Genomic DNA, 17,440 nt, shown 5'->3' with positions numbered 1-17,440 from the left:
CGAAGTATGGACAAAGGCTTTGGCGCGCGGATTTTTCATCACTTTTGAAGGCGGCGAAGGAGCAGGCAAGTCGACGCAGATCGAGCGGCTGGCAAAGAAGATGCGCGCCAAGAAATACGATGTGCTGGTGACACGTGAGCCGGGTGGCTCGCCGGGCGCGGAGGCGGTCAGGCATGTCCTGCTTTCAGGCGCAGCCGAGCCGTTCGGCCCCAAGATGGAAGCTCTGCTTTTCGCCGCTGCGCGTTCCGACCATGTCGAACAGGTCATCCGGCCGGCAGTCGAGCGCGGTTCGGTCGTACTTTGCGATCGTTTCATGGATTCCTCGCGCGTCTACCAGGGCGTCACCGGCGGCCTCGACCCGGCATTCATGGACGCATTGGAGAAGGTCGCCATCAACGGCATGGTGCCGGACATGACACTGATCTTCGACATCGACCCCGCCGAGGGCCTAAGGCGCGCTACCGCCCGGCGGGGCAGCAGTGACGGACCGGACCGCTTCGAGAAAGAAACATTGGCCATCCACCAACGCCGGCGCGAGGCGTTTCTCGCGATCGCCTCAGCTGAACCCGAACGCTGCGTTGTCGTCGATGCCTCAGCCGACCTAGATGCGGTGGAGGATGTTGTTACCGCCGCGGTCTTCGCGGCTCTCGAGAGGATGATGCCGGCGCAAAGAAAGCAGGCGGCGCCAGCATGATTTTCGAACGCATCGCGCCCGAACAGCACGACACGCTGGACGGGGTGCCCGAGCCATCCGAGACGCCGCGTCTTGTCGGTCACCTGCAGGCGGCCAACATGCTCGCCACCGCTTACCGCTCGGGAAAGCTGCCGCACGCACTGATCTTTGCCGGACCGGTTGGCATCGGCAAGGCGACGCTGGCCTTTCACCTGGCGCATCATCTGTTGAAGCACCCGGCCTTCGAGCAGGCGCCGGAAAGCCTTGCCGTTCCAGATCCGGCTTCGTCGCTGTTTCGACAGATCGCCACCGGCGCGCATCCTTCGGTGCTGCATCTTACACGCCCGGCGAACGACAAGACCAAGAGCTTCAAGACAGTGGTCACGGTCGACGAAATCCGCAAGGTCAGCCGTTTTCTGTCGCTGACCTCGCACGACGGCAGCTACCGGGTGGTTATCGTCGATCCCGCCGACGACATGAACACCAATGCTGCCAATGCCTTGCTGAAGAATCTTGAAGAGCCACCCGCGCGCACCTTATTCATCCTCATCGTCCATGCGCCGGGCAGTCTGCTGCCGACGATCAGGTCGCGCTGCCAGATGGTGCGGTTGGCGCCGCTCGATGCCGAGAGCTTGATGACGGTTCTGGAGGGCATCGAGCCGCCTCCACCGGAGGATCCTGCGGCGCGCGCGGCGCTGGCGGAGCGGTCAGGGGGCAGCGCGCGCAATGCGATCCTGTTGACGCAGTATGGCGGGCTCGAAATCGCCGCCACCCTCGACGCTCTGGTGATGTCCAAGAAGTTAGATGTCGCGGCGGCCTACCGTCTTGCCGAGGCGGTCGCCGGCCGCGACCAGGCGATCCCGTTCGAGATATTCAATCGCCGTGCGCTTGATCTGCTGTCGGCCGGCGCCAGCCAGGCCGCGCTCGTCGGCGATCTCGCGCGAGCCAAAACGCTGTCGGATACTTGGCACGCGGCTTTGAACGCTATATCTGAAACCGAGACCTACAACCTCGACAAAAAGCAGCACGCCCTGACCATGATCGACCGCCTGAATTCTGCAATGCGAATGTGACGGCCGCTGGCGTGGCTTTTGAAGCCCCTGAGTATTGATTCCCAATCAATCGCAGGAACTTCGAAGCCACCACATTGGCGTCGGATGGCAATTGCCGTTTCGATGCGATATCTCACCGCGACATCTTTCATTCAGACATTCATGACGGCTCATCCATGGCACGCGAAAAATACTACGTCACGACGCCGATTTTCTATCCGAACGGCAAGCCGCATATCGGCCATGCCTACAATGTCATCGCCAGCGACACGCTGGCCCGCTTCCAGCGGCTCGATGGCAAGGACGTCTTCTTCGTCTCGGGAACCGACGAGCACGGTTTGAAGATGCAGCAGACGGCGGACGCCGAAGGCCTGACGCCGAAAGCGCTTGCCGATCGCAACTCGGCGATCTTCCGCTCGATGCTCGAAGCGACCGGTTGCTCGAACGACGTTTTCATCCGCACCACCGAAGAGCGTCATTACAAGGCCTGCCAGGCGATCTGGACGCGCATGGCTGAGAATGGCGACATCTACCTCGACCGCTACAGTGGCTGGTATTCGGTGCGGCAGGAAGCCTATTTCGACGAGGCCGAAACCAAGGTCGGTGACGACGGCGTGCGCCGCGAACCGCTCGGCTCGCCTGTCGAATGGACCGAGGAAGAGAGCTATTTCTTCCGCCTTTCCGCCTATCAGGACAGACTGCTCGCGCTCTATGAGAACAGCCCCGAGTTCGTCGGACCGGCGGAGCGGCGCAATGAAATCATCAGCTTTGTCAAATCCGGCCTGAAGGATCTGTCGATCTCGCGCACCACATTCAAATGGGGCGTGCCGGTGCCCGGCGATGAGAAGCATGTGATGTATGTCTGGGTCGATGCCCTAACCAATTACATCACCGCCGCCGGTTATCCGGATCCGACCAATGAGAGATGGTCTTTCTGGCCGGCGAACGTCCACGTCATCGGCAAGGATATCATCCGCTTCCACGCGGTCTACTGGCCGGCATTCCTGATGTCGGCCGGCATCGAATTGCCGAAGCGCGTGTTTGCGCATGGTTTTCTGTTCAACCGTGGCGAGAAGATGTCGAAGTCGGTCGGCAATGTCGTCGACCCGTTCGCGATGATCGAGCACTACGGCCTCGACCAAGTGCGCTATTTCTTCATGCGCGAAGTGCCGTTCGGCCAGGACGGCAGCTACAGCCATGATGCAATCGTCAACCGCACCAATGCCGACCTCGCCAACGATCTCGGCAATCTGGCGCAGCGCTCGCTGTCCATGATCGCCAAGAACTGCGGCGGCGTGGTGCCTAAGCGCGGCGAATTGAGCAATGCCGACAAAGCGATCCTCGATCAGGCAGATACCGCCCTTGTCACGGCGCGCAGGACGATGGCCGACCAGGGCATCCACTTTGCTCTGGCGGCGATCTTTGGCGTGGTGGCCGAAGCCAACCGCTATTTCGCCGGGCAGGAGCCATGGGCACTGAAGAAGACCGATCCGGCGCGCATGGAAACGGTACTGTGGACGACCGCTGAGGTGATCCGGCGTGTCGGGTTGCTGTGCCAGCCCTTCATTCCGCAGTCGGCGGCAAAGCTGCTAGACCTTTTGGCGGTGCCGGCCGGCAGCCGTAATTTCGAGCATGTCGCGGAAGGCCATTCGCTGGTATCCGGTACGCCGCTGCCGGCGCCGGAACCGGTATTTCCACGCTATGTCGAGCAAACGGGTACAAGCGCCTGATGCTGGTCGACAGTCACTGCCATCTCGACTTTCCGGATTTCGCCGAAGAGCGGGCGGCCATCGTCGCCCGCGCCCTAGCGGCCGGCATCGGCCGAATGGTGACGATCTCGACGAGGGTGAAGCGATTTAACCAAGTGCTTGAGATTGCAGAGACTTTCGATGAGGTCTATTGCTCGGTCGGCACCCATCCGCATAATGCGGCCGAAGAGCTTGACGTCAGTGTCGATGATCTGGTGCGGCTCTCTGCTCATCGCAAAGTGGTGGCGATCGGCGAGGCCGGACTCGACTATTTCTACGATCATGCGCCGCGCGACGCACAGGCGCAGGGCTTTCGCACCCACATCGCCGCGGCGCGCGTGACCGGTCTGCCGCTGGTCATCCATTCGCGCGACGCCGACGACGACATGGCTAATATCCTCGAAGAAGAAACAGGGAAGGGCGCCTTCCCCTTCATCCTGCACTGTTTTTCGTCGGGACGCCGGCTGGCCGAGATCGGCGTGGCGCTCGGCGGGTACGTCTCGTTTTCCGGAATCCTGACCTTCAAGAACTCCGCCGAGCTGCGCGCCGTCGCCGCCGATGTGCCGCGCGACCGTCTGCTGGTCGAAACCGACGCGCCATACCTGGCGCCGATCCCGTTTCGCGGCAAGCGCAATGAGCCCGCCTATGTCGCGCATACAGCCAAGGTGCTGGCCGAGACGATCGGCGTCAGCGATGCCGAGATCGCTGACATCACCACGGATAACTTCATCCGGCTGTTCAGGAAAATGCCGCGCCCGAGCGCGACGGGCGCCTGACGCATGAGCGACCGGTTACGTCTTACCGTCCTCGGCTGCGGCTCATCGCCGGGCACGCCACGCATCACCGGCGACTGGGGCAATTGCGATCCCGCAAATCCCCGGAACCGGCGCACGCGCACCGCAGCGCTTGTCGAGCGGATCGCGGCGAATGGCGCCCGGACCACGGTCGTCATCGACACCGGCCCGGATTTCCGCGAGCAGATGCTGCTGGCATCCGTCAAGCGCATCGATGCGGTGGTCTATACACATCCGCATGCCGACCATATCCACGGCATCGACGATCTGCGCGGCTTCGTGCTCGAGCAGCGCCACCGGATCGACATCCATGCGGATCAGGCTACCATGCTGCGCCTACGCGAGGCGTTCCGCTACTGTTTCGAAACACCGCAAGGCAGTTCGTATCCGCCGATCGTCAACGCCCATATCATCGACCACCACAGGCCGGTGGTGATCGCAGGCGAGGGCGGCGCCCTCACCCTCGAACCGCTGCTGCAGCTCCATGGCGACATCACCTCGCTGGGTTTCCGCATCGGCGGGCTGGCCTATTGCCCTGACGTCAGCGACTTTCCGGAGGCGACCGCCAAGCGTTTGCGCGGGCTGGACATGCTGGTCATCGACGCGCTGCAATACACCGTCCATCCGAGCCATCTGTCGCTTGGCCAGGCGCTTGGCTGGATCGAAGGACTGGCGCCGAAGAACGCGGTGCTGACGCATATGCATGTTCCGCTCGACTACGCCACGGTAATGGCCGAGACGCCGGCCAACGTCGAGCCTGCTTATGACGGCATGACGATCGAAATCCCTTACGAATCAGCGTGAAGGGCGAGGTTTTTAGGGCTGGGTTCGCGGGTTTGGATCTCGCGGAGTGCTATCTTCACGCCACATCCAATCGGCTACGCCAGTTCCATAATCTATCTTATGCGACTACGCCTATAGCATCCGATGGCGGCGAGATCAGGCCGGTCACTCGTAGACGTTCGCAACAGCGCTGTGGGGCAACGGGCATGCTAGGATTGCGAATCATGAAGACGCTTCCGCTGCTTGCAGGTCTTGCCCTCACCCTCGCCTGCGCGCTCACCGATGCGCGAGCTCAGGATGTCAGTCGTACGCCAGGCGAGAACGACCTGGCTTTCGCCAAACGTGTTGTTGGGTTCGCCGACAATGCTGATCCGCACACCACAGCCGTGAGCTGGAACGGCCTCCAGACACTCTTCGTCGATTACCAGACCGCCGAGGAATATCCGGAACGCCCGCTCGTCGCGCTGCAACGGCTAGCTGACAACAGATATCGCGCAATCCAGGTCACGCTCGGTGAACAAGAGGGCGACACACCGGACATCGCGCTCGGCCTCGCCAACGCCGACCACGACCCGGCAAAGGAACTGATCGTGATACTTTCCTGGGCTCAGATGCACTACGATGTCGAAGGGACGCTCTACGAAGTTCGCATCTTCGATGGCCCCAAGCCAGGCCAGAAGGCGCTGACTCAATTGAAAGCGAGCCGGAAGTTCGACGCCACATGCGACTGCCATTGGCGCGACGGCACAACGAAGCACTTCCGCTTCAAGACGATCGCAGCGGTCAAGGCTGAACTGAAGCGCCTGGGTTATTAGCCGCCGGCGAGGGCTCGCTTCCCGGATGTTGCCCTCGCCATCTCGCCTATGCTTACCCGCAATCGTCCCCAGCGCCGGTACAGGCACAGTCTGGGTCGCTCATCAGAACTCCATATCACCGAAGTCACCGCCATTGTCGGAGCTGGCATCGCCTGCCTGATCGGCTTCGTCCGGCTGCGGCGTCGGCTGTTCAGCTGCCTTCGCTTCGCTGCCGCCAAACACGCCGGCGATCGCGTTGCCGAGCAGCACGCCGCCCGCCACGCCCATCGCGGTCTGCGCGGCGCCGGCAAGAAAACCGCCGCCTGCCCGCTGTGGCGTGTCCTGCGGCCCTTCAGTTGCAACGGAGGCGGTGCGCCCTACCCGCGGAACCGAGCCTGAGCGCCTGCCGCCGCTGCGGCCGAAGAAGCCGCTGAGCGGTCCACCGCCGGCCGGCTGCCGCGCCTGCTCCTCCAGTTCTTCTATGCGCGCCTGAGCTGCGTTCAGGGCCTGCTCCTGCACCACGATCGTCTGGGCCATGTAATATGGCGCCCCAGGTTGCTGGGTGATCTGGTCCTGGATGAAGCGCTCTGCTTCGGCATCGCGCGGGGGCGCCTGGCGCTCGGCGCTTGCCAACTTCTCGAAGAGCTGTCCGATCGCTTGCTGATCGTTTCTGTCCATGATGTCCAACTCCGGTCTTGGTTCAACGCCGGCTATTCGCGCTCGCCGGTGAAGTTCAACAGCAGTTGGAAGATGTTGATGAAGTTCAGATAGAGCGAGAATGCACCGAAGACAGCGAGTTTCTGCTGTGATTCCGCGCCGAAGTTTTCCGCATACTGCTCTTTGATCGTCTGGGTATCCCAGGCGGTGAGGCCTATGAAGACGGCGATGCCGATCACAGAGATCGCGAATTGGAGCGCGGTCGAGCCCAGGAAGATATTGACGATGCTGGCGATCACCACGCCGATCAGGCCCATGATCAGGAACGACGAAAACTGCGTCAGGTCGCGTTTGGTCGTGTACCCGTAAAGGCTGGTCGCGCCGAACATGGTGGCGGCGATGAAGAAGGTGCGTGCGATGCTGGTGCCGGTAAAGACCAGGAACACGGAAGCCAGCGACAGGCCCATGACCGCGCAGAATGCCCAGAACATCGCCTGGGCGCCGGCTGCCGACATCGCCTGCATCCGAAACGAGAACAAGAGCACAAAGGCCAGCGGGGCCAGCATCACCACCCATTTCAGCGGTGTGGAGAAGATCGGCACGTAAAGAGCGGGCGTGGAAGCCACCACGAACGCGATCACGCCCGTAACGACGAGGCCAAGGCCCATATAGTTATAGACGCGCAGCATGTGCCGGCGCAGGCCTTCATCGTAGACGGCTCCGGCTCGGGCTCCGGCCCCGATATATCCGAGATTGTTCATGTGGTTCTCCTTCTTGCAGGTCGATCAGTAAAGCGTTTTGGCGAGCGCTTCGGCCGTGCGATCGAGACCGCCGACATCGCTGCGTCCGACGACCGCGTAGGCGACCTCGCCGATCTGGAAATAAGCCGAGGAAACTTCGCCCGAGGGAACGACGGTCGGCTTGACGACGTCGAATGTTCCGGGCCTGATCGCGAACAACGAGACCAGCCCCATCTCTTTCGTCTCGACAGCCATCTCGACGCTCGGTCCGAATTGCGATGGATAGATCTGCACGTCACGGACCGTCCAGTCCGCCGGCAGCGATGGCATCACGATCGCCGTCGCGGCGCGGATTTCGTCGGCATTGTAGCCGGGTGCTTCGGGTTGCGACGACATCGCCTCGCGCACGAGCGTCGTGCGGTGCGCCCGGACCGCGTCCTCCACATAGGCCGGCGGATGGGTCGAAGCGACGACTTCCGTCACCGATATCGGTCCGATGAGCCCGTTCGCAAGCCAGCCGGCAGCGACGAAGACAGCAACTGCCGCAGCTCGCTGCAAAGCACCAAGGACGCGGCCGCGCGCCAATCCCCGCTCCAGCCGCCGTGCAGCATCGGCCGTCGCGGGCCGCGCCATGCCTTTCGATCCGGCAAGCGCCACGCGCAATTCGTCACGCATCCGTAAGTCGGACATCACCCGCGCGGCCGCGTCCGGGCGGGCCGAAAGGAACGCCTCGACCTCGATGCGACGAGCCACGTCCAGCTGATCGTCGACATAGGCGTCGAGATCAGTGTCGGTGACGGGATCGCGCAGTTGGTTCATGATCCACCTCCGACGATCTTCAGATGGCCTTTCGCGCGTGCCGGCACCGCGTCTTCCATCTCGCGCAGGGCCGCACGCGCCCTGCCGATGCGCGACATCAGCGTGCCAAGCGGCACGCCACTCACCTCAGCGGCCTGGCTGTAGCTAAGCCCCTCGATGGCGACGAGATGCAACGCCGAACGCTGCTCCTCCGGCAATTCGAAAAACGCTTCGCGCACCTGCGCCAGACGGACCGAATGTTCCTGCGGCGCCGGGACATTCGCCTCGGCGAGATAGCCGGCCTGTTCGATGCGCATTGCTTCGGATTTGCGGGACCGCAGACCGTCGATGAATGCATTATGGACGATCGACAGCAGCCATACGCGAAGATTTCCGCCGGAGCGGAAGCTGCCGCGTCGCTCATAGGCACGCACCAGCGCATCATGCACCAGATCCTCTGCATCGGCGCTGTCGCGCGTCAGCGAGCGTGCATAGCGGCGCAGCGAACCGAGCTGTCCCAGAATATCGAAGCGTGGCATCGGCCGTTTCATGTCCTGTTTACGGAGCAGGTCGGGATGTTAATCCCGCTCTCCCCGAAATTTTCTTACGGCTCGCCGCGTTCTCGTCCTGGGAGATATCGGGCCCGCTCTCGCCCGCCAGATAGTATCGGCCGCCTTCGAGGCAAACCGGCGCCGAGTTGGCGCATATGAAACTGCTGGCAAAGCACGGCCGGTTTGCGTATCACTCCGCCGCCAACGGAACCTTATCGATGTTCGAAAATCTCCAGCCCGCGCCTGCCGACAAGATCCTGGCCTTGATCGGCCTCTATCGCGCCGACCCGCGTCCCGACAAGGTCGATCTTGGGGTCGGCGTCTATACGGATCGCGACGGCAAGACGCCGGTGATGCGCGCGGTGCGCGAAGCCGAAAAGCGGCTGTTGCAGGGCCAGGATACCAAGACCTATCTCGGCCTTGCCGGCGATACCGCCTTCAACGCGGCGATGGCCAGGTTGGTGTTCGGCCCAGCCGCCGACATGACGCGCATTCGTGCGGCGCAGGCGCCAGGCGGCTCCGGCGCGCTGCGGCTGGTAGCAGAGCTGCTGAAAAGGACCCGCACCGACGCGATGGTCTGGCTGTCGGATCCGACCTGGCCGAACCACATGCCGGTGATGCGCGCCGCTGGCCTGCAGACACGCGAATATCCCTATTTCGACGCTGCTTCTGGTGCGGTTCGCTTCGACGACATGCTGAATGCATTGAGAACCGCGAATCCTGGCGACGTCGTATTGTTGCATGGCTGCTGCCATAACCCGACAGGCGCCAATCTAGACATCTCGCAATGGGCTGCCATTGCCGATCTTGTCGTTGAGCGCGGCCTGCTGCCCTTTGTCGACATCGCCTATCAGGGCTTTGGCGAGGGACTTGATGCGGATGCCGCCGGCTTGCGTCTTCTGGCGGCAAAAGTTCCGGAAATGGTCGTTGCCTCCAGCTGCTCGAAGAACTTTGCCGTCTATCGCGACCGAGTCGGTGCAGCGCTGATCATGGCGAAAGGTGGCGCGCAGGCGGATTTGGCGATGGGCCAGATGCTGTCGGCGGCGCGCGCCATGTATTCGATGCCGCCGGACCACGGCGCGGCGGCGGTGCGCATCGTGCTTGAAGACCCCGCATTGCGTTCCGACTGGGAGGCAGAGCTTGAAGAGATGCGGCTGCGCATGCTGCGGCTGCGCGTCCAGTTCGCCGAGGCGCTGCGGCGGCAGTCCAACTCCGACCGTTTCGATTTCGTCGCCAGCCATCGCGGCATGTTTTCCCGGCTTGGCCTGTCGGAAGCGCAAGTCGAGCGGCTGCGCGCCGAGCATGCCATCTATATGGTCGGCGACAGCCGCATCAACGTTGCCGGCCTGCCCGAGGACGGCATGGATGCGCTCGCCAAGGCGATAGTCTCCGTGCTCGACTGATGCTTTTGCTAACTAGGATCTTCCGGAAACCGGCTTCCACTTTCGTATCATGGTCTGGCGGCCCGTCTGTGGACAAGGCGCCCTCACCGGCTGAAGCCGTTGGCCGCACAGCCGTGTACAGGATAGCGTTTCCCAGATGAAACCCTCGAAAGACATTTCCCGACTGATCGAGATCATGGCAGCGCTGCGGGCGCCGGAAACCGGCTGCCCGTGGGATATCGAGCAGGACTTTTCGACAATCGCGCCGTACACGATCGAGGAAGCCTACGAAGTGGCGGACGCCATTGCGCGTGGCGATCTGGACGATCTGCGGGATGAACTCGGCGATCTCCTGCTGCAAGTGGTCTACCACGCGCAAATGGCCGAGGAGGCCGGCGAATTTTCATTCGGCGATGTGGTCCTGGCCATCACCACAAAAATGATCCGCCGCCACCCCCATGTCTTCGGCGACGACAAGGCGCGCAGCGCCGGCATGGCCAAGGGCATGTGGGAAAAGATCAAGGCAGAGGAAAAGGCGGAGAAGCGCAGTGCGCGCCTCGCCCGTGGGCTCGACCCGGAAGACCATGGCAAGGGCTTTCTCGACAGCGTGCCGGTCGCCCTGCCCGCGCTGACCCGGGCGCTCAAGCTGCAGGAAAAGGCCGCCCGCGTCGGCTTCGACTGGAGCGAGGCGGCGCCGATCCTCGACAAGATCGAGGAGGAGATCGGCGAACTACGCGAGGCGCTGGCCAAAGGCGACACTGCGCCGATCAAGGACGAGTTCGGCGACATGCTGTTTGCGGTCGTCAATCTCGGCCGGCACCTCAAAATTGATTCCGAAGCGGCACTCAGCGGCACCAACGAAAAATTCCGGTCGCGCTTCCACTATGTCGAGCGGACGCTGCAAGCGTCGGGAAACAGCCTGGAAGAGGCGACGCTGGACGAGATGGAAGCGCTCTGGCGGCAGGCAAAAAGCGCGAAGTAAACGCCTCTACCCGTTGTTTTGACGGCGCAATCGGCTTTCGATCTCCTGCCGGGCGCTGTGTGTAGCTTTAAGCGCGACGGTTACGCTGCCATCCTCATTGTCGTCGCGCGAGATGATGTCGCCGTTGCGGTAAAGCCAGTCGACGACGCCGAGTTGGTCGGGCTTGAGTGTGACGGTGAAGGTCTCCAGTTCGCCCGACATCATCGTCTCGATGATCACCTTCAGCGCATCGATGCCCTCGCCGGTTACCGCCGATATGGCGATCGGCGGTGCCTTCTTGCCGTCAGCACCATCGGCAAGCAGCCGCGCCCGGTTGCCCTCGTCGAGCCGGTCGATCTTGTTCCATACTTCGATGACGCGCTTGCTATCGCGGGCATCGACGCCGAGATCGGCAAGGATGCGCTCGACATCTTCGGCCTGCGCGGCCGTATCGGGATCGGAGATGTCGCGCAGATGAATGACGAGGTCTGCCTCGACCACTTCCTCCAGCGTCGCCCTGAAGGCCGCGACCAGATGCGTTGGCAGGTCGGAAATGAAGCCGACCGTATCGGAAAGGATGATCGGCGTGCCGTGCGGCAGACGCACGCGGCGCAGCGTCGGGTCGAGCGTGGCAAACAGCATGTCTTCGGCCAGCACCCCTGCTCCGGTCAGCCGGTTGAACAGAGTCGACTTGCCGGCATTGGTGTAGCCGACGATCGCCACTACCGGAAATGGCACCTTCTTGCGCTTGGCGCGGTGCAGGTCGCGGGTGCGGCGCACAGTTTCGAGCTCGTGCTTCAGCTTGGTGATCTTGTCCTGCAGCACACGCCGATCCGACTCGATCTGGGTCTCGCCAGGGCCGCCGAGAAAGCCGGCGCCGCCACGCTGGCGCTCGAGGTGGGTCCAGCTCCGCACAAGGCGGCCTTTCTGGTAGTTGAGATGGGCAAGATCGACCTGCAGCGTGCCTTCCTTGGTGCGGGCGCGCTCGCCGAAAATCTCCAGGATCAGCCCGGTGCGGTCGAGCACCTTGGCGTTCAACTCTTTTTCGAGGTTGCGCTGCTGTACCGGGGTCAGCGGATGATCGACAATGACCACTTCCGCGTGGCCCTCTTTGACGATCTCAGCGAACTCCGCCACCTTGCCGCTGCCGAGCAAGGTCGCCGGGCGTGGATCGTTGACGGTCACCACCGCCGTGTGGACCAGGTCGAGGTCGATGGCGCTGGCGAGGCCGACGGCCTCGTCGCGACGAGCCTCGGCGGAACGGGTCAGGCGGGGGCGGTTGGTGTCGTCGTCGCCACGCGGCTGCCGGGTAAGCACCGGCACGATTACCACCGCCCGGGTCGGGCCGTTGGCCTCTGTCCCGGTCTGATGTGCTGGTTTTCCGCGAACGCGGCGGTCCGCGTCTTTCTCACGTGCCAATCAGGCGCCCTGGCTTTCCTCACCATCGAACATCTGAACCGGCTGGCTCGGCATGATCGTGGAAATAGCGTGCTTGTAGACAAGCTGGGAATGGCCGTCGCGACGCAGCAGAACGCAGAAATTGTCGAACGAAGTGACCACGCCGGTCAGCTTCACGCCGTTGATGAGAAAGATGGTGAGTGGATTTTTGCTCTTGCGAACTGAATTCAGGAACAGGTCCTGAAGATTTTGCGATCGTTCCGCCATTGTTCTTGTCTTTCGCCGATCCCCTTCGGTTTGCAGGCCAATGCGCCAAATTAGCCGGCACATGTCAAGCACGCAAACACCATCTTGCCGTCAGTAACGACAAGCAGAACGAGATATATTGATGTTCATTCCATCTGTGCGGTTATCAGGCTGGACTTTTTTCCGCAACGTCAAAAAAGGCCTGCCGTAATGAAACTGTTATCGAGCCCGGGTGGCCGTTGGCGACGGGAGCGCCATCGATCGCCACCACCGGCATGGCAATCGTGGTCGCGGAGCTGATGAAAACCTCGCGCGCGGCCTTGGCTTCGGCCACCGAAAAACCGCGCTCCTCGATCTTCAGGCCGAGCTTGGCGGCCACGTCGAACAGCGTCGTACGGGTGATGCCGCGCAGGATGCCGTGCTCGGCCGGCCGCGTCACCAGCACGCCATCCCCGGTGATGATCCAGGCGTTCGACGATCCACCTTCCTTGACGGTGCCGTCGACATCGACGAACCAGGCCTCCTGAGCGCCGGCTTCCTTGGCTTTCTGCTTGGCCAGCACGTTCGGCAACAGGCCGACCGACTTGATATCGACCCGATCCCACCGGTTCTCCGGCACCGTGATGATCCGGATCCCGCTCTCGGCCCGCTTCGCGGCAGCTGCAGGATCGGCTTTTCTGGCGGTCACCACCAGCGACGGCTTCGTGCCCGCTGGCGGGAAGAAAAACTCGCGGCTGGCGACACCGCGTGTCACCTGGACATAGACCAGGCCGTCAACGACACGGTTGCGGCGCACCACCTCGCGCATGACGAGCGGCAGCACGCTGCGCGTGACCGGCCAATCGATCGAGAGTTCGGTGAGCGAGCGGTTCAATCGGGCGAGATGGCGCGGCATGTCGACGATGAAGCCTCGTGCCACCTCGCAGACCTCGTAGACGCCGTCGGCGAATTGATAACCACGGTCCTCGATATGCACGGAAGCTTCGGCGTGAGCGACGTAGCGCCCGTTCACATACGCAATGCGCGGCATGGCTAATCCCTGAGAGAAGTCCAGCCTTCTTATGCGATTCCAAGACCGCCGTAACCGATAATTGCGTGGGCCACGACTGGTTTGGCTGTCAGACGCCCAGCGACTTCAGCTTGCGGTGCAATGCAGAGCGTTCCATGCCGATAAACTCTGCCGTCTTCGAGATGTTGCCGCCAAAACGGTTGATCTGGGCGATCAGATAATCCTTTTCGAATTGTTCGCGCGCTTCCCGCAGCGGCAGCGCCATTATGTGCTGATCGGACTTGTTTGGAGTGCGAGGCATGACGTCGCCGATCTCGGCAGGCAAGAGGTCGGCGGTGATCGGCGCATCGACATCGTCGCCGCGCGCCAGGATCATCAACCGCTCGACATTGTTGCGCAACTGGCGAACGTTGCCCGGCCAGTTGTGCGCCTGCAGCACAGCCAGCGCGTCGTCGCCGATGCGGCGCGGCTTGATGCCGGCCTGGCGAGCGATCTGCTTCATGAAATTGTCGACCAGATAAGGAATGTCCTCGCGACGCTCGGCCAGTCCCGGCACCATGACCGGAACCACGGCCAGGCGATGATAAAGGTCCTCACGGAAACGGCCGTCGGCGATCATGGCTTCCAGGTTCTGCGAGGTCGACGAGACGATGCGCACGTCGACCTTGACCCGCTTGGTGCCCCCTACCCGCTCGAACTGCTGTTCGACCAGCACGCGTAGGATCTTGTTTTGCGTCTCGCGCGGCATGTCGGCCACTTCATCGATGTAGAGAATGCCGCGATGGGCCTCCTCCAGCGCACCGACCTTGCGTTCGACGCCGTTCGATTCGGTGCCGAACAGCTCGATCTCCATACGCTCTGGGGTGATGTTGGCGGCGCTCAGCGTCACAAACGGTGCACTCTTGCGCGCTGAGAGCGCGTGGATGGCGCGCGCCGCCAGTTCTTTGCCCGAGCCGGAGGGGCCAATGATCATGACGCGGCTGTTGGTCGGCGCGACGCGCTCGATGGTCTGGCGCAATTGGCTCATTGCCGACGACATGCCGATAAGGTCGAAAGTCTCGCCGCTGCGCAGCTTGAGATCCGAAACCTCGCGTCTCAATTTGGACGTTTCAAGCGCCCGTTCGGCAATAAGGATCAGCCTGTCGGCCTTGAACGGCTTTTCGATAAAATCATAGGCGCCGCGGCGGATGGCCGAGACCGCCGTTTCGATATTGCCGTGGCCCGAGATCATCACGACCGGCAGGTTCGGGTGCATCGTCTTGATCTCGTCCAGCAAAGCCAGGCCATCGAGCCGCGAGCCCTGCAGCCAGATGTCGAGGAAGATCAGCCTGGGTGCCCGGTCGGCGACCGCCGCCAGCGCGCTGTCGGCATCAAACGCCGTGCGTGTTTCGTGACCTTCGTCGCTCAGGATACCGGCGACGAGTTCGCGGATGTCTTCCTCGTCATCGACGATGAGAATATCAGACGCCATTACCGACCTTTTCAGTTTCTTTTTCGTGTTCCGTCTTGCCCTCGCCGCGTACCGGAACGGTGGCGGCAACCGGCAGGATGATGCTGATCATTGCACCCCGCCCATCGTGGAAGTCCGCTGGTGCATCGTGCAATTCGAGTCGCCCGCCATGGTCCTCCACGATCTTCTTGACGATAGCGAGGCCAAGCCCGGTGCCTTTCTCGCGTGTCGTCATGTAAGGCTCGAGCAAGCGCTGCCGGTTCTCGCGCGGCAAGCCCCTGCCGTTGTCGATGACGTCGATTCGAATCGCGCCATTCTGACGCCCGGCTTGAATCCGGATTATGCCGTGCGGACGATCCTCTGCATCAAGTCCGTCGATGGCTTCGGCAGCATTCTTGATGACGTTGCCGAAAGCCTGCGCCATCAGCCGGCTGTCGAACGTGCCTTTGAGCGGCTCATTGCCGAAGACGCGCTCGAAGGTGATGTCGGCCCGGCTCACTTCGACCAGGAACGAGGCCTCGCGCAACGAATCGCGCAGATCGATTGCCTTCATTTCCGGTTTCGGCATGCGGGCGAACGCCGAGAACTCGTCGACCATGCGGCCGATGTCCTCCACTTGCCGGATGATGGTGTCGGTGCATTGATCGAAAACCTCACGGTCCTCGGTGATGACCTTGCCGTAACGGCGCTTGATGCGCTCGGCCGAAAGCTGGATCGGCGTCAACGGGTTCTTGATCTCGTGGGCGATGCGCCGCGCCACGTCGGCCCATGCGGAGGAACGCTGTGCCTGGACCAGATCGGTAATGTCATCGACTGTAACGACGTAGGATTTATCCTCCGAACCGTCGTCGCCGGCTTCGATCGTGATCTGTACGTTGAAGGTCCGTTCAGTGCCGGCACGATAGAAGGTGACCTGTTCGCGATAGACCGGCTTGCCCGACTTGCGGCCGATCTCGAAGACGCGGCCGACATGCGGCAGCACGGCCGAAAGGTTCTGCCCAAGCGCTGCCGTGGCGGATATGGCCAGCATCGTTTCCGCCGAACGGTTGACGATGGTGACGATGCCATATGGATCGACGCCGATGACCCCGGCGGTGACGCCGGCAAGCACCGCCTCCGAAAAGCGCCGCCGCTCGTCGATCAAATCCTTGGCCGACAGGATCTCGTTGCGCTGCGATTTCAGCTCCATCAGCATCTTGTTGAAGGTGTCGCCGAGCGAGGCGACGTCACCGTCGGAGGGGCGGACAGGCACGGCTACGTCGAGATTGCCGGTGGCGACCTCATCGGCCGCGCCGATGAGCTGACGAATCGGCCGCACCAGGCGGTCGGCCACCGCAATGCCGGTCCAGATGGCAGACAGGATGATGATCAGCGTCAGCGACAGATAGGGAAGCGCGAAAGCCACTTGCGAGGTGCGGCGATTGTCTTCGAGACCGCGATATTCGGCGGTGTTGGATTTGACGATCTGCCGTGCCTTGATCACCTCGGGATCGACGAGGCGGATGGTGTAGAGATAGAGCCCGTCGATCTCGCGCAGCTTGACGATCGCACCCATGATGTTGCGGGTGCGCGGCTCTATCAGCACCGGCTTGCCGTCGGCAGCGCTTGCCACGGCGCCCTCAGGCGGCTCCGGCATGGCAAAGTCCGCGTCGGTCTTGGCGCTCATAACGAAGGAACCATCGGGCTTGATGAGTGCTGCGTGCGCCAGCGAGCGTCCCACCGCCTCCTTGTTCATGAGATCGAGGAACCCGGTGCGATCGAGACCGTAGAGCGTGCGCGAAGCGTCGAGGTCGTAAGCCATCGACAACGTCGTGCCCTGAAGATTTCGCGCGTTTTCCTGCACATAGGCGTCGGCGATCGACAACGACGAATTGACGATCGTCTTGGTGCGGATCTCGAACCAGCGGTCGAGGCCGATGTCGAGCGTGATCGACGCGATGATCGCCACCATGATCGCGGGGATGGCGGCGACCAGCGCAAACATCGCGACTATGCGGACATGCAGGCGCGACGCAGCCTTGCCGTGCCGGCGTGCCATCAGGATGCGATGCACCTCGCGGCCGACCAGCAAGATCAGAAACAGGACGAACGCCGCATTAAGCGCAATCAGCGCCAGCGTCGTCCTCGCGTCGGGCGTGATCGGCGTCGCGCCGACCAGAATGGCGAAGGAGATCGCCGCCGTCACCAGCGCACCGGCAACGGCGATCACGCCCGGCAGCGCAAGCAGCCGGCGACCGTCTCGCGCGCCGGTATTGCTGAAAAGCGATTTGCTCAGTGTCGGTGCGTGCAGGGCCATGTCGCCGTCTAGAGCCAGTGATTGCGTCGGATGTATGCAACGCATTGTGGCGATTATGCAACAAGTGTGGCCGAGACGGAAATCTTTCGGCAATCGATCCCCTGGAAA

At 62.4% G+C, this 17,440-nt stretch carries 17 protein-coding genes; 8 read left to right on the top strand and 9 right to left on the bottom strand.

What is annotated here, in order from left to right; all coding sequences use genetic code 11:
* Positions 1 to 19 precede the first annotated feature (19 nt).
* The 6 genes from tmk to NKJ81_RS24460 all read left to right on the top strand — a co-directional run bounded on the left by tmk (position 20) and on the right by NKJ81_RS24460 (position 5,865).
* On the top strand, positions 20 to 694 hold the full coding sequence (gene tmk, locus NKJ81_RS24485) for a dTMP kinase (RefSeq protein WP_352542016.1): 675 nt from the start codon (positions 20 to 22) through the stop codon (positions 692 to 694).
* Entirely contained in the window at positions 691 to 1,746 is a 1,056-nt protein-coding gene (locus tag NKJ81_RS24480; protein ID WP_352542015.1) for a DNA polymerase III subunit delta', read from the top strand. Before tmk ends, NKJ81_RS24480 begins: the two co-directional genes overlap by 4 nt.
* 122 nt (positions 1,747 to 1,868) lie before the next feature.
* Positions 1,869 to 3,455: a methionine--tRNA ligase gene (gene metG, locus NKJ81_RS24475; RefSeq protein ID WP_352542029.1), complete on the top strand. Its 1,587-nt coding sequence runs from the start codon at positions 1,869 to 1,871 to the stop codon at positions 3,453 to 3,455.
* Positions 3,455 to 4,249, top strand: coding sequence for a TatD family hydrolase (locus NKJ81_RS24470; RefSeq protein WP_352542014.1), 795 nt, complete (start codon positions 3,455 to 3,457; stop codon positions 4,247 to 4,249). The genes metG and NKJ81_RS24470 overlap by 1 nt, the downstream gene beginning before the upstream one ends.
* Before the next feature lie 3 nt (positions 4,250 to 4,252).
* Complete coding sequence (locus NKJ81_RS24465) at positions 4,253 to 5,071, top strand: MBL fold metallo-hydrolase (RefSeq protein WP_352542013.1); 819 nt, start codon at positions 4,253 to 4,255, stop codon at positions 5,069 to 5,071.
* Positions 5,072 to 5,274: 203 nt separating this feature from the next.
* Positions 5,275 to 5,865 (top strand): hypothetical protein, encoded by a 591-nt coding sequence (locus tag NKJ81_RS24460; protein WP_352471855.1) that lies wholly within the window; start codon positions 5,275 to 5,277, stop codon positions 5,863 to 5,865.
* Between the two features lie 102 nt (positions 5,866 to 5,967).
* Here NKJ81_RS24460 and NKJ81_RS24455 read toward each other — a convergent pair whose 3' ends face one another.
* Genes NKJ81_RS24455 through NKJ81_RS24440 form a run of 4 tightly spaced genes read right to left on the bottom strand, consistent with a single transcriptional unit; the run spans position 5,968 to position 8,590 of the window.
* Complete coding sequence (locus tag NKJ81_RS24455; protein ID WP_352542012.1) at positions 5,968 to 6,522, bottom strand: DUF2076 domain-containing protein; 555 nt, start codon at positions 6,520 to 6,522, stop codon at positions 5,968 to 5,970.
* A 32-nt stretch (positions 6,523 to 6,554) separates the two neighbouring features.
* The gene (locus NKJ81_RS24450) at positions 6,555 to 7,262 is read right to left on the bottom strand and encodes a Bax inhibitor-1/YccA family protein (protein ID WP_352448927.1); all 708 of its coding nucleotides are present in this window, start codon (positions 7,260 to 7,262) and stop codon (positions 6,555 to 6,557) included.
* 24 nt (positions 7,263 to 7,286) lie between these two features.
* Positions 7,287 to 8,060 (bottom strand): anti-sigma factor family protein, encoded by a 774-nt coding sequence (locus tag NKJ81_RS24445; protein ID WP_352471852.1) that lies wholly within the window; start codon positions 8,058 to 8,060, stop codon positions 7,287 to 7,289.
* Complete coding sequence (locus NKJ81_RS24440) at positions 8,057 to 8,590, bottom strand: sigma-70 family RNA polymerase sigma factor (protein WP_502896504.1); 534 nt, start codon at positions 8,588 to 8,590, stop codon at positions 8,057 to 8,059. The genes NKJ81_RS24445 and NKJ81_RS24440 overlap by 4 nt, the downstream gene beginning before the upstream one ends.
* Before the next feature lie 218 nt (positions 8,591 to 8,808).
* Between NKJ81_RS24440 and NKJ81_RS24435 the strand changes: the two genes are divergently transcribed.
* Both NKJ81_RS24435 and mazG read left to right on the top strand, forming a co-directional pair.
* Complete coding sequence (locus NKJ81_RS24435; protein ID WP_352542011.1) at positions 8,809 to 9,993, top strand: amino acid aminotransferase; 1,185 nt, start codon at positions 8,809 to 8,811, stop codon at positions 9,991 to 9,993.
* A gap of 136 nt (positions 9,994 to 10,129) precedes the next feature.
* Positions 10,130 to 10,954 carry a nucleoside triphosphate pyrophosphohydrolase gene (mazG, locus tag NKJ81_RS24430; protein WP_352542010.1) on the top strand — a complete coding sequence of 275 codons (825 nt, stop codon included), beginning with the start codon at positions 10,130 to 10,132 and terminating at the stop codon, positions 10,952 to 10,954.
* A 6-nt stretch (positions 10,955 to 10,960) separates the two neighbouring features.
* On the opposite strand, the gene hflX is transcribed toward mazG, so the two are convergent.
* The 5 genes from hflX to NKJ81_RS24405 form a co-directional block, all read right to left on the bottom strand.
* Entirely contained in the window at positions 10,961 to 12,352 is a 1,392-nt protein-coding gene (gene hflX, locus NKJ81_RS24425) for a GTPase HflX (RefSeq protein WP_352542009.1), read from the bottom strand.
* Positions 12,353 to 12,598, bottom strand: coding sequence for an RNA chaperone Hfq (hfq, locus tag NKJ81_RS24420; RefSeq protein ID WP_006202172.1), 246 nt, complete (start codon positions 12,596 to 12,598; stop codon positions 12,353 to 12,355).
* 145 nt (positions 12,599 to 12,743) lie between these two features.
* Positions 12,744 to 13,607 carry a D-amino-acid transaminase gene (locus tag NKJ81_RS24415; RefSeq protein WP_352502926.1) on the bottom strand — a complete coding sequence of 288 codons (864 nt, stop codon included), beginning with the start codon at positions 13,605 to 13,607 and terminating at the stop codon, positions 12,744 to 12,746.
* Between the two features lie 88 nt (positions 13,608 to 13,695).
* Positions 13,696 to 15,057 carry a nitrogen assimilation response regulator NtrX gene (gene ntrX / locus NKJ81_RS24410; protein ID WP_352471845.1) on the bottom strand — a complete coding sequence of 454 codons (1,362 nt, stop codon included), beginning with the start codon at positions 15,055 to 15,057 and terminating at the stop codon, positions 13,696 to 13,698.
* A complete protein-coding gene (locus NKJ81_RS24405) occupies positions 15,047 to 17,332 on the bottom strand; it encodes a sensor histidine kinase NtrY-like (protein ID WP_352502927.1) in 2,286 nt (761 codons plus the stop codon). The genes ntrX and NKJ81_RS24405 overlap by 11 nt, the downstream gene beginning before the upstream one ends.
* Positions 17,333 to 17,440 lie beyond the last annotated feature (108 nt).

It is taken from the genome of Mesorhizobium sp. M0018 (assembly GCF_040323955.1).
Classification (GTDB): Bacteria; Pseudomonadota; Alphaproteobacteria; order Rhizobiales; family Rhizobiaceae; genus Mesorhizobium.
The sequence above is the reverse complement of the archived record's forward strand: the minus strand, read 5'-3'. Positions and strand labels throughout refer to the sequence as shown.

Excerpts from the sequence above, each read along its gene's own strand:
- NKJ81_RS24480 (WP_352542015.1), top strand. The coding sequence starts at position 691 with ATGATTTTCGAACGCATCGCGCCCGAACAGCACGACACGCTGGACGGG.
- NKJ81_RS24470 (WP_352542014.1), top strand. The coding sequence starts at position 3,455 with ATGCTGGTCGACAGTCACTGCCATCTCGACTTTCCGGATTTCGCCGAA.
- NKJ81_RS24465 (WP_352542013.1), top strand. The coding sequence starts at position 4,253 with ATGAGCGACCGGTTACGTCTTACCGTCCTCGGCTGCGGCTCATCGCCG.
- NKJ81_RS24460 (WP_352471855.1), top strand. The coding sequence starts at position 5,275 with ATGAAGACGCTTCCGCTGCTTGCAGGTCTTGCCCTCACCCTCGCCTGC.
- NKJ81_RS24455 (WP_352542012.1), bottom strand. The coding sequence starts at position 6,522 with ATGGACAGAAACGATCAGCAAGCGATCGGACAGCTCTTCGAGAAGTTG.
- NKJ81_RS24450 (WP_352448927.1), bottom strand. The coding sequence starts at position 7,262 with ATGAACAATCTCGGATATATCGGGGCCGGAGCCCGAGCCGGAGCCGTC.
- NKJ81_RS24445 (WP_352471852.1), bottom strand. The coding sequence starts at position 8,060 with ATGAACCAACTGCGCGATCCCGTCACCGACACTGATCTCGACGCCTAT.
- NKJ81_RS24440 (WP_502896504.1), bottom strand. The coding sequence starts at position 8,590 with ATGAAACGGCCGATGCCACGCTTCGATATTCTGGGACAGCTCGGTTCG.
- NKJ81_RS24435 (WP_352542011.1), top strand. The coding sequence starts at position 8,809 with ATGTTCGAAAATCTCCAGCCCGCGCCTGCCGACAAGATCCTGGCCTTG.
- mazG (WP_352542010.1), top strand. The coding sequence starts at position 10,130 with ATGAAACCCTCGAAAGACATTTCCCGACTGATCGAGATCATGGCAGCG.
- hfq (WP_006202172.1), bottom strand. The coding sequence starts at position 12,598 with ATGGCGGAACGATCGCAAAATCTTCAGGACCTGTTCCTGAATTCAGTT.
- NKJ81_RS24415 (WP_352502926.1), bottom strand. The coding sequence starts at position 13,607 with ATGCCGCGCATTGCGTATGTGAACGGGCGCTACGTCGCTCACGCCGAA.
- ntrX (WP_352471845.1), bottom strand. The coding sequence starts at position 15,057 with ATGGCGTCTGATATTCTCATCGTCGATGACGAGGAAGACATCCGCGAA.
- NKJ81_RS24405 (WP_352502927.1), bottom strand. The coding sequence starts at position 17,332 with ATGGCCCTGCACGCACCGACACTGAGCAAATCGCTTTTCAGCAATACC.